Below are 14465 nucleotides of genomic sequence, written 5' to 3'. Positions count from 1 at the left end.
GTGTGAAACGCTTCTGTTGCAAGAGCCTTAGATTCGGCTGAAGTCTGATCTAAGTATTTATAACTCCTGAGCTGCAGCATATGAAACGTGCCCCGCGAATGCAAGGTAATGGTGCGCTGCAGCGGGTAATCCCCAACCGGCGCTTTGCGCCACGCCCGCCGGTCTGATGCCGGCTGATTGCAGCATATGGATGAAACCGTGCTCGCGGGCCTGTGCAGCTTGCGTCATCGCGCATAGAATTATCGGCATTGCATTTTGCTATGCATTTCGGGTCGGACGATTTCTGCCTCCGCCCGAGTGCCTTATAAATCAATAAGTTAGCGATACTGCGCAAGCTGTCGAATGATTCCTGCCTCGCCCTCTGTCAGCCTGACCCGAAGCGAATTCGCCGCCGTGCGTGCCTATGTCCAGGGCATGCCAGCCGCGATGGTGGTGCCCCGCTATCTCGCCGACGACACGGATGACGATGACGCCGGCGCCGAGTCGGCACTGCGCATCCTGCTGGCCTTGCGCGATCGCATGGTCCAGCTGGCCCATTTGCACGGGCGCGCGGACCTGGCCGAACTGCTGCTGGCCGGCCCCGGGCGCTCGAACCGCGGCATGGATCGTCGGGTGGAGGCGCTCGGCGAACTCGAAAGACTGGGCACGGCGGCTCCGCAGGCCCAGCACAGTGTGGAACTGTGGTTTGCTCCGGCACTGGCGCGGCGTCTGCGCAATGCCAATATTGTGACGCTTAAATCTCTTTTGGATCTGGCCAATCAGCGCGGTACCGCCTGGTGGCGAGGCGTGCCGCGCATTGGCGCGCTCGCCGGCACCACCATCAACCGCTGGCTGGGCGAGCAGCGCACGGTTTTCAAGGGTGCGGATGGCGCGCCGCTGCTGCGCGCGCACGTCGGCAACCGGGCGCCGCTGCAAGCGGCGGCGCTGAGTCCGGCGCTGCGCCAGCCGTTGCCGCTCGAGTGGCTGAGCGAGGCGCCGGCGGCTGCCGGCCCCGATGATGCCTGTCCGTACAGCCACGGCGTAACGGTGGTCAAGGCCTGGCTGCGCGATACCACCGACGGCCAGGGCAGCACCTTTGCCGCGTATCGCAAGGAGGCGGAGCGGCTGTTGCTGTGGGCGGCGCTGGAGCGCGGCAAGGGACTGTCGCAACTGGACCTGGATGACCGCCAGGCCTACCTGGGGTTCCTGGCCAGCCCCGAACCCGCGAGCCGCTGGTGCGGGCCGCGCGCGCCTCGAAACCAGGCCGCTTGGCGGCCGCTGACGGGCCCGCTGGGCGCGGCCAGCCAGCGCCACAGTCTGCGCGTGCTGGCCGCGTTGTTCCGGTGGATGCACGATAACGGCTACCCTTGCGCGGCGCGCTGGCCGGCACAGATCGGGGCCGAAATGGCGACGGCCCCGGACGCAGAGGCGGCTACGCCGTCCGTCCGCGCTCCGCTGCCGGAAGACAGCGCCGCCGCCTTCCTGTCATGGCTGGCATCGCAAGCCGAGGCCAGCGACGGCCAGCGCTACCGCGCCGCGCACGCCGCCATCCTGCTGTTGCGCGAGCAAGGGCTCAGCCTGGATCAGTTGTCATCGGCGACGCTGCGATCGCTGTCCTTAGCCGGACCCGCAGACGGCATGGCCATCGAATCATCAACCTTCGGCGATCACGCGCACGCGCCCTGCCCGGGCAACGGCCTTGCGCCCGCGACACGGACGGCGCTGGCGCGCCACTGGCAGGACCGCAATCTGCAATGGGAGGGACCAGGCATGGCAGACGCATGCCTGATCGGCCCGGCGACAGCGCCGCCCACCGGGCGAGCCCGCCGCAAGCGCGCGGCACAACCGCTGGGCGGGTATTCGGTGCGCGGCCTGCATGCCTTGCTGTCGGCCATGCTGGAGCGCTATCGCAAGCGCTGTGATCCGGCATTCGCGGCACGTTCGCCACGGGATCTGATGGCCTGAAAACAATGGGGGGCAGTGTCGCCACTGCCCCCGCATACTGTCCGCCTGGCATGTCGGCGCCCGCGTCACCGCGGCGGCGAACCGGCGGCCACCCGTTTCAGAGTATCAAAGCAACGTCTTGTCGAGTCCGAAGCGAGACTTCAAAGCTTCAACCAGCGCCTCGCGCGCACTGCGGTCGGTCAGTTGCACGTCCAGCATCACGCGTCCGGAATCCCATTCCTTGATCGTGCCGAGCAGCTGGCCGCTGTCAGTGCGGATCTTGTACTGGCGGCTGATCTCCTTGACCTTGCGTGCCTTGCCTTCCTGCGCCTGCTTGCGGATCGCCTCGACCTCGCGGCTGGACAGCCCGTCGTGGATGATGCGTCCCGCCAGTTCGCGGGTCCGCTCTTCCCCCGCCAGCTTGAAGTACAGCGTCAGCTCGTAGCCCGCGGCGATGCCGATCGCGCTCGGGCATTCACGCATCACGCCCAGCACCGACTCCGGCAGGCGCAGCAACGCGAGGGTCTTGTTCACGGTGCCCGCGGAAATGCCGGTCAGCTCGCAGATCTCCTCTTCCTTCTGGACTTTGCCTTCATCGAGCAGCTGGCGCCAGGCAATGGCATTGTCGAGCGCGGACTGGTCCGAGCGCTGCTCGTTCAGCATGAACGACAGGCGGTAGAAATCCAGGTCACTCAGGTCGTTCTCGACAAAACATTCCATTTCGAGCTTGCCGGCGGATGCCAGGGCTCGCTTGCGGTAATGACCGTCGATCAGGATGTAGTGGCCCGGGCGCGCCGGATCCGGCGCCGCCAGGCCCGGCGTCTTCTGGCCATGCGTGGCGATGGACGCGGCCCGCTCCTGCACAACGGCAGGATCGTAGATGCGGCGCGCATTCAGCGGATTGTCATGCAGCTGCGTCAGTGGAATCCGGATCAGCTGCCGGCCCGCGGCGACGTCGTCGAGACTTTCAGCGCTGAAACCGGGCGGCGTTTCGGCAGCCCCCCTGCCCTGCAGCAGGCCGTTGGGATGCTGGGAAATGGCCGCTTCCGCCCGCGCGAAGCGGTCCATCGTATCGTTCCGGCTCTTCTCGGCCGCCATGCCGGCAAGCATGCCGGCCTTCAGGCTTTTTAGTTTGGTAGCCATGCCTATTGCTCAATCAAAGACAACACTTCATCGACCATCATGTCGACCTCCTGCACCGCCTCGCGCGCACCAGCCACGCCATGGACGGTGCAGCCGATCGCCTGGCATTCGCGAAATGCCGAACGCGAGCCGATCATCGAATTCAACAGCGGGACGTCGCCATCATCGCCAAGAATTTCGATCGCCTGGCGGGCAATAGACACCCGGCGCTGGACCATATTGGCCATGACGCGGATCAGCAGCGATTCGTTCTGGACCTGCGCGTGCTGGGCCAGCGTCTTGGCGGCCACCGCCGCCCACAGGTCGGGCGGCGACGGCACGACCGGAATGATGGCGAGGTCGGAAATCAGCAACGCGCTGGATGGCGCCGCCGAATGGACTGCCGGCGGGCAATCCACAACGATGTAGTCATAATCCTGGACGAATTTGCGAACCTCGCGGTGCATGGCGCCGCCGGAGGGCGCCAGCCCGATGACCGAGGCCGGGAATGGCCGCTCGTCGCTGGCCTGGGCCGCCCATCGGGTGGCCGTGCCTTGCTCGTCCATGTCGACCAGCATCGAACGCGCACCGCGCAGACCCAGCGTGCCGGCAAGATGCATGCTGACCGTCGTCTTGCCGCAACCGCCCTTCTGGTTGAAGACCGTAATGATTTTGGCTGGCACTGCGACCTCTCTTTCAGCGCTGAAAGCGCGGTTGTTTCTTAAGGCGCAACTTTAGCCAAAACCAGGTGACGCATCAACCGTTTTCCAATTTAACAAAAAATGTGTTTCCTGACTGTGGGCGGGGAACTGTCCTTAAGACGGGGGAAATCACGCAAGTCGGTAAAATTGCTTGAAAATCGGACCGGAATGTGCCTAAAGTATCTGTAGTGCGCATTACGCCGCACATGACACCGTAATCCAAAGTGGTTATGATGCGCGCTACAGTCGAGTCAAGTCGTGTCACCTCGTCGGCTTCCGTTCGGTATCTACGAGAACTCAACGTGCTTGAACGGTTGTTTGCGTTGTGTACAAGAACTTGCTTCGAAAAGGAAATTCCTATGGCAACCGGTACGGTCAAGTGGTTCAACGAGACCAAGGGCTTTGGCTTCATTACCCCGGACGACGGTGGTGCAGATCTGTTCGCGCACTTCTCGGAGATCCAGGGCTCGGGCTTCAAGACCCTGAAGGACGGGCAGCGCGTGACGTTTGAAGTCAAGCAAGGCCCGAAGGGCCTGCAGGCTTCGGCCATCAAGCCGGCCTGATCCAGCCTCGGCTGACCCCTCGCCCGCCGCGACGCGTTCGCGACGGGTAACAAAAAAGGCAAGCGTTTCACGCTTGCCTTTTTTGCGTCCGGGCCGGTCCGCCCGTGTGCGAATCAGCCCAGCTTGCGCACGCTCGTGCGCGACGGCTGCAGGATCAGCGCCTTGGACGAATCGGCGTCCACCTTGGCACCGGGGTAGACCACCAGCACGTCTTTCAGCGCCTTGCGGAACAGTGCCCGGAACTTGCGTTCGCTTTCGGTTTCCGTGCCGAACTGCATCTGCAGGGCTTCCCACGGGATCTCGGTGCGGCGCTGAATCGTAAAGAACCGATAAGTCAGCCACGAATACACGTCGAGCGCGAAGGGAGACTGCTTGAGGGCCTTCAGCGCGCGCATGTCCACCGGCACCGGCCGGTTGACCAGCTCGTTGAAGAACGGCTCGGACAGCACCACGAAGCTCTCGAACATCGATCCTTGTCCGGGCTGCATCGGATCCCACCAGGTCGACAGCTGGTCGGCCAGCAGGTAGCCCACGCGATCGATCGAGAGCGGCTCGTGGTTGGGATTCTGGTTCTGGCTCGGCGTGGACTTGTTCTGCACGATGGCAATGGTCGCCGAGAACAGGCGGATCATCTGCTGGCGTACCAGCGTCATGGTGCCGCGCTTGCCCCCGGTGGCCATCGGGATGCCGAGGTTGTACATGAACTCCGACAGCGAATTGCCAAGCGAGATACGTCGGTCTTCCACCGTGCCGGTGAATTCGCCGCGCTTTTTCTTCGCCATGATCTCCTTGCCGATCCAGGCCAGCATCAGGCGCGGATAGGAGCCATACGGGTATCCCAGCGACACCGTCTCCGACACCAGCTTCTGGCGGCCATTGGCGGCGCGCTCGGAGCGTTGCTGCGTGAAATAGCCCGGCTGGATCATCAGCGAGATATTGCCGCTGGTGCGGGTCCAGACCGGCGGCGCGCCCTTGGGCGCGCGGTATGGCAGCGTGACCTGGACGCTGGCGCGGCTGAGGAAGCCGACCTCGCCGCTTTGCCAGGCGTCTTCGCGCTCCATGGCCTGCGCTTCGTCGAACAGGCGCTGGAATTTCTCGGACGGAACCAGGTTGTTCTCGTTGCCGGGAACAATGATGCGGGAGGGTTCGGCGTCCAGGTCGAGGACGCTTCGATCCCCCGTGGCGGCCGGGGAGCGTTTGATGGGCATAGTGGCTTGCTTCGGATTACCCGCCTTTGTACTCGAAGCCGCAAAGCTTGTCACGCAGAAACAGGTACACAAGCGACCGCATTGCCAGCGGGGTTCTTGCCAGCCGGGAGGATCTAATGGCTGGTCGCATGGTGGCGGACGGTGGGCAACCCGGCAGGGTTGTCCACGGTTCGCCAGCCATCAGCTACCAGTAAACGATACCGATACGGGTTAACTACTTGTAAACCGTATACGTGAAGCCAAGCCCATTGATTCGTAAGGGGAAATCACCGCCCCGCGAACCCGATTCTGCGGCGATCCGTACCCGATTCAGCGAAGGGCCGAACCCGTATCTGCGACTACCCGAACCTGTATCTGCGGCCGGCGCGAACCGGATTCTGCGGGGATAACCGCCGTCGCCCACAGGCTTCTCCACAGGCCAGACGCTGCAAAGCGTACCCGATTCTGCGACGTCCCCGGCCCCCACGTGCGCTGGAGCGCCGGTTCCCGCCCGAAAACGGTGGATAACTGCGCCGCCAGGCGGTTATCCACGCAGAAACAGGTTCGCGCGCCGGTGCACAACCGGCACCTCGAACCGAGCCCGCGTACCCATTTCTGCGAAAACCCCTGCCAAAGCGTACCCGTTTCTGCGCCGACCTCAGGTCGCCAGCTTCTGGATTCGCTCGCGTACCTGTTTCTGCGGCGTACCCATTTCTGCGATCGGAGCTTCGCGCCCGGTACTTATCGCCAGCGTACCTGTTTCTGCGTGCCCGGATGTTGAAGCGGCCCGGCAGGGCGTACCCGATTCTGCGCCAACTCTGCCCAGGATTCGGGCGCATCTTCCACCAAGTTTCCATTATACATGAGCGCTACAACAAAAGCTAGTACTCACACCCAACGTATACGTGATGCGAGGGGCTTGGCAGCGGCGTACCCAATTCTGCGGCTCCGGTGAAGGGCGTCCTGCCCTCCGCGACTTGCCCCACGAAAACGCTGCGTCGGTGCGTACCTGATTCTGCGAAGGCGTCTGCCAGCCCATCGGCTCAAATCCGTACCCGTTTCTGCGAACTGCCGTCAGCGGGAGGCACCAAAGGCCCGGTTCTGCGCTGCAACACGGCGCGTACCCGTTTCTGCGGCGGCTCGCCGGAGCCTGGGATGTGGATAGGTCAGGGGTTGGACGGCGTTGGGAAGGGTCGACGGGGGCACAAAAAATTTTCACCGCGTACCCGTTTCTGCGTACTGCAGGGACGCCCAGGGTGGGCCAGCCGGCGAGTGCGTACCCGTTTCTGCGTGATTATTCGGCGGAAGAGGTGAGGCTCAGGGGGATAGCCCGTACCCGTTTCTGCGTGCGCTGGTCAAGGGCCTGTCGCCCTGCGCTGCAATATTGCGTACCCGTTTCTGCGAAAGGGGATACGCGGCGAAGCGCTGCGTACCCATCAGTGCGAGACGCGTGAAAGGACGAGAAAGCGGTGGGTGAAGGGGATGGGGAAGGGGAACCGGGGCCGGCCCGTGATGCGACAGAAAACAAAAAACCCCGCCAGGGGCGGGGTTCTTACGCTGTGTGGCGCACACCAGGTGCGCCGTGGCGTCAAGGCTTACAGCGGGGTGATGTTCGCGGCCTGCAGGCCCTTCGGGCCATTCTTGACTTCGAACTGCACGCGCTGGTTTTCCTGCAGCGACTTGAAGCCGTCGGCACGGATTTCCGAGAAGTGAGCGAAGAGGTCGTCACCACCCGCGTCCGGCTTGATGAAGCCGAAGCCCTTGGCGTCGTTGAACCACTTGACGATACCGGTTTGCATGATTTGCTTTCCAGAAAAAGGACAAAAAAGATCGCATGACGAACCCGTCATCCGACACGGGGAACTCAAGGAAAGGACACCATGGACAACCGAAGTACCAGACGGTGGCTAACGAATGAACTGTTGCCTCGTCGCTTGAATCTAGGCGCGTTTATACGGGGGATTGCGGTCAGCGTCAAGATGGGGGCGGCCCCATGCCCTGCCGCCCGCGCGCGTGCCGGACTGGCCCGCCGCGTGCGCGTCGTGGGATCATCACGCCTTTTGCATGTTGCTTATTCGTGACCGCCGTGACGGCGCCGGGCCGGGCGGTACAGAGTACGCTTGCCGCTCGGGGCAGGCGCCGCGCCAGCCCCAGCCCCGACCGGCGCCGGGACTGACCCACGGGGTCCAGTTGCCGCGGACACGATAAGACACCAGGAGACCATTCATGTCGATGCCGGATCCCGCTTCCAAGCCGGGCACGTCCACCCCCGCAGCGCCCCACGCCGCACCGTCGCTGCTCGAGCGGGTATTCAGGCTGCGCGAGCACCATACCAATATCCGTACCGAGATCCTGGCCGGCATCACCACGTTCCTGACGATGGCGTACATCATCTTCGTCAATCCCTCCATCCTCGGCGATGCGGGCATGCCCAAGGACGCGGTGTTCGTTGCCACCTGCGTGGCCGCGGCGATCGGCACGCTGATCATGGGCTTCTACGCCAACTATCCGATCGCGCTGGCGCCCGGCATGGGCCTGAACGCGTATTTTGCGTACACCGTGGTCAAGGGCATGGGCTTCCCGTGGGAAGCGGCACTGGGCGCGGTCTTTATCTCGGGCTGCCTGTTTTTGCTGGTGACGCTGTTCCGCGTGCGCGAGATGATCGTCAATGGCATTCCGCATTCGATCCGCGTGGCGATCACCGCGGGCATCGGCCTATTCCTGGCCATCGTTGCGCTGAAGAACGCCGGCATCGTCACCGCGAGCCCGGCCACGCTGGTGACCATCGGTGACCTGCACCAGCCTTCGGCGGTGCTGGCGATCGTCGGCTTCTTCGTGATCGTGGCGCTGGACCACCTGCGCGTGAAGGGGGCCATCCTGATCGGCATCCTGCTCACCACGCTGCTGAGCTTCGCCTTCGCCGGCAACACCTTCCACGGTGTCTTTTCCGCGCCGCCGTCGCTGAGCCCGACGCTGTTCAAGCTCGATATCACCGCGGCCTTGTCGATCGGCATCATCAACGTGGTGCTGGTGTTCTTCCTGGTCGAGCTGTTCGATGCGACCGGCACGCTGATGGGCGTGGCCAACCGCGCGGGACTGCTCAAGGCCGGCAAGATGGACCGGCTCAACAAGGCGCTGATGGCCGACAGCACCGCCATCATGGCGGGCTCGTTCCTCGGCACCTCGTCCACCACCGCGTATATCGAAAGCGCCTCGGGCGTGCAGGCGGGCGGACGTACCGGCCTGACCGCGGTGACGGTGGCCGTGCTGTTTCTCGCGGCACTGTTCATCGCGCCGCTGGCGGGAACGGTGCCGGCCTATGCCACCGCGCCGGCGCTGCTGTATGTGTCGTGCCTGATGTTGCGCGAACTGCTGGAGATCGACTGGAATGACGTCACCGAGGTGGTGCCCGCGGTGATGACGGCGCTGGGCATGCCCTTCACCTATTCCGTCGCCAACGGCGTGGCGTTCGGGTTTATCAGCTATGCGGCGCTCAAGCTGCTGACGGGACGCGCGCGCAGCGTGCCGGTGATGGTGTGGATCATTGCCGTCGTGTTCGTCTTCAAGTTCTATTACCTTCCGGGGCACTGACCGGCACGCGCCGGATCAACGACCAGTCTCGTGAGCAGGGCGGCCTAAGGGCCGCCTTTTTTATCGCCGTGATGACACGCAGCGCAGTTTGCACGTAGCTGCTGCGTACCCGTTTCTGCGCGCGGCCGATGCACGCGAGGCCGGCGCAGCGTACCCGATTCTGCGTGCAGGCCGAGACAGCGATTCAGGGCTCCGGCATGGTCATGTCCCTGCCGCGGTGGGGTGTCGGAGCGTACCCGTTTCTGCGTAGTATGTCCGCGTCGCATCACGCGCAAGCGCGCTTCGGCGTGCCGCTGCCAGCGCTCTCGCGTGTGTGCGCGAGGGCTCATACCAATGGATGAGATTGGCTGTAAGTCACCCACACGGGGCTGGACAAACCGCCGCAAATGCACTGAACTATAGGCGTGGCAAAGAGGGGCGCGGCAAGCGCCCCTTCTTGACTCCGGTGTATGCGGCAGGGTGCCGGAGCCAGACCGAAAGCGCGTCGGCGCAATGCGCCAGGGCGGCAGCGCTTTCGGGACAGAGACCGTCAATATCAATGACGGCGCCGCCCACAATCCGGGAGCGTGCGGACAACATGCGCGCCACGCAGACAACAAAATTCCAAGACTGAAAAGTGGTAAACGTAGACGTGCAGTGCCGGGGGATGTTGTTCAACGGGGATAATCATGACCGCAGGAGAGATCCGGCGACCCGTCATCGGGCCTGTCAGGGAGTCCAGTAACCGATCCATCCGATCTATGCAACCAGCCTGGGCTGCCGTGGGGGAAGCCGCAGGTGAAGTGCCCGCCAAACGGGCCGTGAGCGACGCGGCCATCGCCAAGGTTGTCGCCCTGCTTGCCGAAGACAGCGAACTCAGCGACAGCGCCCGTGCGGCGGTGTCCAACCTGCTGCGCCGCCATCGGCTGCTCGAGGGGGAACTGGCGCGCCAGCGCACGCTGCTGCAGGAATGGATCCTGAGCCAGCTGACCTACAAGACGCTCTACTACCAATACTCCGGCCAGTCGCCGCAGGCGCCTCGCGTGGAGTTGATGCGCGAGAAGGAGGCTGTGCGGCGGCGCATCCGCGAGCAGCTCCAGCCGGGCGCGGATTACCTTGCCGCGCCTGATGAATCCACCCGCAGTCTGTCCAGCTCGTGACACCGACGTCGACCGCGGGCGCATGCCCGCAGCCAGTTCAGCCCCACCGTCCGCCACGGACGCGCGCCGCTGCGGCGGCCACGGGTGCCGGCACCAAGAACAAGCCTAACGTCCGGGAGATCGTGATGGACCGACTGTGCAAGGCGCCACGCACTGCACAGCTCGTGGTCGTGTCGCGTCATGAAGATTTTGGTTTCGACCCGTCCGTGATCGGCACGGAATGGGAAATCCGCCGTGTCGCGCAGGTCCGCGATGCCGAGCGCACGGTGCGCGCCTGCCCGCCCACGGCCGGCGTGATCGACCTGCAGTCCGACTACAGCGAGGCCGAGTTCACGCAGCTGGAACAGGCGCTGCAGTACCTGCATATCACGTGGGTGGCGATCACCTCCGATGCGATGCTGGCCAACGAGCGCGTACGGCGGATGATCCGCGACTATTGCGTCGACTACGTGCGCCTGCCGTTCTCGATGCCGGAGTTGCTGTACACGCTGCGGCATGCGCGCGGCATGGCGTCGCTGCACGGCACGCGCCCGCAGGAAAGCGCGTCGCGCGGCACCATGATCGGCGAATGCGCGGCGATGCGGGCGATGTTCCGCTCGCTCGCCAAGGTGGCGCACAACGAGGCGCCGGTGTTTATCTCGGGCGAGTCCGGCACCGGCAAGGAACTGGCCGCGCAGGCGATCCACGATGCCTCGAGCCGGCGCAAGGGCCCGTTCATCGCCATCAACTGCGGTGCCATTCCCTCGCACCTGGTGCAGTCAGAGCTGTTCGGCTATGAAAAGGGCGCGTTTACCGGGGCCAACCAGCGCAAGATCGGCTGGATCGAACAGGCCGAGGGCGGCACGCTGTTTCTCGACGAAATCGGCGACCTTCCGCTCGAAAGCCAGGTGGCGCTGCTGCGCTTCCTGCAGCAGGGCACGATCACGCGGCTGGGCGGCCATCAGTCGATCCCGCTCAACCTGCGCATCATCTCGGCCACGCACGTGGACCTGGTGGCGGCGCAGGGCGACGGGCGCTTCCGTTCGGACCTGTTCCACCGGCTGTGCGTGCTGACGCTGTCGATCCCGGCGCTGCGCGAGCGCGGCGAGGACATCCTGCTGCTGGCCAATGCAGTGCTGGCCGAGCACGGCCACGAGGCGCACCGTCGCATCCGCGGGTTCTCCGCGTGCGCGACGCAGGCGATGATGCAGTACGCCTGGCCGGGCAATGTGCGCGAACTGATCAACCGCGTGCGCCGCGCCATCGTGATGACCGACAACCGCAAGATCACCGCCGAAGACCTGCAGCTGCACAACGGCGCCGAGCTGCCGCGCAAGACCCTCGATGCGATTCGCGAAGAGGCCGAGCGCGAAGCGATCCGCACCGTGATGGCCAGCCACGGCTTTCACGTGGTGCCGGCCGCGCGCGAGCTCAACGTGTCGCGCGTGACCCTGTACCGGCTCATGCACAAGCACAACATCCGGGTGGAGAGCCACGCCTCGGCGGGGGAGTAGCGGCAGTCAACAGCTCCGGTCACGTGTCGGTTGCCGGCACGGCCGGTACCGCGGCCACTACCACGACCAGCACAGGCGCCAGCGGGAAAGGGGAACCGGCGACGTCCGCTCGCCGGTTCCGCCTTTCCCCGTGCCGGCCGGCACGTCAGCGCACCACCCGCGGGGGCCTTGCGGCCCACTTCCCGTCCGCGAACCCGTCCGCGAACCCGCCGCCGTACGCCTGCGCGGGCGCGGTGGCGAGGTTCATGCTGATCTTGCCGCGCGCCCGCCGCGGCGGCTCGCAGGCATCCTGCGCTGGCCATGGCACCATGTCGCGGCGGCGCTGGCCGTCGCGTGCGTGCCGCACGGGCGGCGCCAGCGCTTCGCCGCCGGTCGTGTCCGGATCCAGCCGCAGCTCTCCCCAGGCCCAGCCGAAGCCGCGCACATAGACGTCATGACTGACCGCGGCGTGGCTGTTCGCGTCATCCGCGTCGGGGCGATCGAACCACGCGTAGCTGGCCGCCGCCGCGCTGCCCGAGCCGATCGCCAGCGCCGTGGCGAGCATTGCAGCTTTCATGGTCGGCTTCTCCCTGTGGAAAAAAAGTGTCCGCCGGGGGACGGAACACTAATCGGCGCGGTCACGCTGGCTCGCGTGCCCGCTTGTTGTATTAGTCCGTCACGCGCGCCGCTTGCCGGCATGACGCCGGCAGGAGGGACTGGCCTGCGCCGGTCTGCGGATCGCCATGCATGCGATGCCGTGCGCGCTGCGCGCGAGTTGCACCCGCGCGCGCGGATAGGGCAGCAGCGGCGCCGACACCAGGTCCGTCTCTGACGGCGGCGGGCCGGCCAGGCGGTATGCGCGCCGGCGCGCCGTCATGCGGGAAGGCGGGTTACGCATGTGGTGATCTCCAGCGCGCAAACGACGGGTTTGACGGAACTGGCGCCAGCCTGCTGTGCGCCCTGGCCAAGCCAGAGCGACAAGTGTGCCAAGGGCCGCAAACGCTTGTGCCACGCGGCTTTGCGAGACGCTTCGCGGTACCTGGCCGCCACTGCACGGCGACTCTGGACCAATCGGTTTCGCCACTGCAACGCGTTGCGCTGGCGCCGTGGCGGCGCAGGCATGGCGCTGGTGTCCGCTGGCGCGCACTGGCCGGCGCTTTGCCGTGGGCGCGAGGCGTGGCGCTACGGCCTCGCAGCCGGTTGCACGGTTGAAACTGGGCTTACATCTGTCATGCACGCGAGTAACCGCGGTGCATCGCGCCAGTGAGACGGGTCCGTGCGTGGCGACGCAGAAACGGGTACGCGCGGTGGCGCGGCCCGCGAGCAGTCAGCGCGGCTGGCCCGAGGTGCCAGGGGGATTGGCGGGGCTGGACGGTGTCGCGGCAGGAGCTGCCGAGGGCACGGCGCCCGACGCGGTGCCGGAGATGGGCTTGGGTCCGGGCTGGCTGCGCTCGCAGCCGGCGCAGCCGAGCATGGCGATGATTGCCAGCACGGCCGCTGGGCGTGCGCGGAGGTTGCAGGTCACGGGTGCCTCCTTGCGCCGGCGCGCGGGCAACGGATGCGCCGGCAGGTATGCCTGGTCTTACTGTAGCAGGTCGCCTGCGGCGCGCCGCGCCAGGCGCGCCTTGGGCAAGCGGCGCGATGCGCAGTATGATGAACGCAGCGCCGGCCGCGCGGGCAGGCGCAATCCATCCGCGGTCCCCGCGCCGGATCGCGCCAGCACCAGGCCGTGACTGACAAGACCGAACCTTCCTCATCGTCTGCCGCCGACGGCGTGCCGCCGCCCCGCCGGCACCGCCCCCACTGGCTGCCCGACCGCCACACCGGCGCGCGCACGCTGCGCGTGGTGGCCGCCGCGATCACCTCGTGGTTCGCGCACCGCGCCGCCAGCAAGGGCGCGGCGCTGTCCTTCTACATGCTGTTCTCGCTGGCGCCGATCCTGGTTCTGGTAATCTCGATCGCCGGCCTGTTCTTCGGCGCCGAGGCGGCGCGCGGCGAGATCTTCGCGCAGCTCGAAGGGCTGGTCGGCGACCAGGGCGCCGCCGCCATCGAGGGCATCCTGGCCGCGACGCACCGCGCCGGCGGCAGCGGCATGGCCGCGCTGATCGCGACCGGCATCCTGTTCGTCGGCGCCACCAGCGCCTTTGCCGAACTCAAAAGCAGCCTGGACGACATCTGGCACGTGCCGGTGCCCGACACCGCCGGCTGGCGCCAGCTGCTGCGCACGCGCCTGTTGTCGTTCAGCCTTGTGCTGGTGCTGGCCTTCATGCTGCTGGTGTCGCTGATCGTCAATGCGGCGCTGGCGGTGGTCGAGCGCATCTGGGGCCAGCTATGGACGCAGTCGTGGTTCGCTCCGGTGGCCGAAGCGATCTCTTCGCTGTTCTCGTTCGCGGTGGTGACCGCGCTGTTCGCGGTGATCTTCAAGATGCTGCCCAATGCGCGTATCGCCTGGCGCGACGTCACCATGGGCGCGGTCATCACCGCGCTGCTATTCTCGATCGGCAAGCGGCTGATCGGGCTGTACCTGGGCAACAGTGCCGTGGCCTCGTCCTATGGCGCTGCCGGCTCCGTGGTGGCGCTGATGCTGTGGGTGTATTACTCGGCACAGATCTTCTTCTTCGGCGCAGAGCTGACGCGCCAGTACGCGCTGCAGTTCGGCAGCCTGCGCGGCAAGCCGGCGGACAAGCTGGCCGAGTAGCGGCAGCACGCCGGAGCGGGCATGGAGCAGACATGGCTCGGGTGTGGACCCGGCAGGCGACAACGCAAA

Annotated in this window: 13 protein-coding genes; 6 read left to right on the top strand and 7 right to left on the bottom strand. The window is 65.7% G+C overall.

Annotated elements, in window-relative coordinates; genetic code table 11:
• The first annotated feature begins 342 nt into the window (after positions 1–342).
• A complete protein-coding gene (locus CBM2588_RS19575; RefSeq protein WP_115682071.1) occupies positions 343–1944 on the top strand; it encodes a phage integrase family protein in 1602 nt (533 codons plus the stop codon).
• A 105-nt stretch (positions 1945–2049) separates the two neighbouring features.
• On the opposite strand, the gene CBM2588_RS19570 is transcribed toward CBM2588_RS19575, so the two are convergent.
• Positions 2050–3066, bottom strand: coding sequence for a ParB/RepB/Spo0J family partition protein (locus tag CBM2588_RS19570; protein ID WP_115682070.1), 1017 nt, complete (start codon positions 3064–3066; stop codon positions 2050–2052).
• A 2-nt stretch (positions 3067–3068) separates the two neighbouring features.
• Entirely contained in the window at positions 3069–3728 is a 660-nt protein-coding gene (locus CBM2588_RS19565) for an AAA family ATPase (RefSeq protein ID WP_012354867.1), read from the bottom strand.
• A 377-nt stretch (positions 3729–4105) separates the two neighbouring features.
• Here CBM2588_RS19565 and CBM2588_RS19560 point away from each other — a divergent pair, with 377 nt between their 5' ends.
• Positions 4106–4309, top strand: a complete 204-nt coding sequence (locus CBM2588_RS19560) for a cold-shock protein (protein WP_006159056.1) — start codon at positions 4106–4108, stop codon at positions 4307–4309.
• A 113-nt stretch (positions 4310–4422) separates the two neighbouring features.
• Here the strand turns inward: CBM2588_RS19560 and CBM2588_RS19555 are convergent, their stop codons facing one another.
• Positions 4423–5517, bottom strand: a complete 1095-nt coding sequence (locus CBM2588_RS19555; RefSeq protein ID WP_012354866.1) for a replication protein RepA — start codon at positions 5515–5517, stop codon at positions 4423–4425.
• Positions 5518–7091: 1574 nt separating this feature from the next.
• The gene (locus tag CBM2588_RS19550) at positions 7092–7295 is read right to left on the bottom strand and encodes a cold-shock protein (protein ID WP_010811149.1); all 204 of its coding nucleotides are present in this window, start codon (positions 7293–7295) and stop codon (positions 7092–7094) included.
• A gap of 427 nt (positions 7296–7722) precedes the next feature.
• Between CBM2588_RS19550 and CBM2588_RS19545 the strand changes: the two genes are divergently transcribed.
• From CBM2588_RS19545 to CBM2588_RS19535, 3 genes are all read left to right on the top strand, one after another.
• Positions 7723–9087, top strand: a complete 1365-nt coding sequence (locus tag CBM2588_RS19545) for an NCS2 family permease (protein ID WP_115682069.1) — start codon at positions 7723–7725, stop codon at positions 9085–9087.
• A 668-nt stretch (positions 9088–9755) separates the two neighbouring features.
• The gene (locus CBM2588_RS19540; protein WP_115682068.1) at positions 9756–10226 is read left to right on the top strand and encodes a hypothetical protein; all 471 of its coding nucleotides are present in this window, start codon (positions 9756–9758) and stop codon (positions 10224–10226) included.
• 125 nt (positions 10227–10351) lie between these two features.
• Entirely contained in the window at positions 10352–11719 is a 1368-nt protein-coding gene (locus CBM2588_RS19535; protein ID WP_115682067.1) for a sigma-54 dependent transcriptional regulator, read from the top strand.
• Positions 11720–11864: 145 nt separating this feature from the next.
• Here the strand turns inward: CBM2588_RS19535 and CBM2588_RS19530 are convergent, their stop codons facing one another.
• The 3 genes from CBM2588_RS19530 to CBM2588_RS19520 all read right to left on the bottom strand — a co-directional run bounded on the left by CBM2588_RS19530 (position 11865) and on the right by CBM2588_RS19520 (position 13223).
• Positions 11865–12275, bottom strand: a complete 411-nt coding sequence (locus tag CBM2588_RS19530) for a hypothetical protein (protein WP_231942212.1) — start codon at positions 12273–12275, stop codon at positions 11865–11867.
• Positions 12276–12374: 99 nt separating this feature from the next.
• Positions 12375–12596: a hypothetical protein gene (locus CBM2588_RS19525; RefSeq protein ID WP_231942211.1), complete on the bottom strand. Its 222-nt coding sequence runs from the start codon at positions 12594–12596 to the stop codon at positions 12375–12377.
• Between the two features lie 429 nt (positions 12597–13025).
• Positions 13026–13223, bottom strand: a complete 198-nt coding sequence (locus CBM2588_RS19520; protein ID WP_231942210.1) for a hypothetical protein — start codon at positions 13221–13223, stop codon at positions 13026–13028.
• Between the two features lie 204 nt (positions 13224–13427).
• Here CBM2588_RS19520 and CBM2588_RS19515 point away from each other — a divergent pair, with 204 nt between their 5' ends.
• Positions 13428–14396 carry a YihY/virulence factor BrkB family protein gene (locus CBM2588_RS19515; RefSeq protein WP_231942209.1) on the top strand — a complete coding sequence of 323 codons (969 nt, stop codon included), beginning with the start codon at positions 13428–13430 and terminating at the stop codon, positions 14394–14396.
• Positions 14397–14465: the final 69 nt, after the last annotated feature.

Origin of the sequence: Cupriavidus taiwanensis, assembly GCF_900250075.1 — a bacterium.
Lineage (GTDB): Bacteria > Pseudomonadota > Gammaproteobacteria > Burkholderiales > Burkholderiaceae > Cupriavidus > Cupriavidus taiwanensis_C.
Note: the sequence above shows the minus strand (reverse complement) of the source record. Positions and strands in the feature narration are given on the sequence as shown.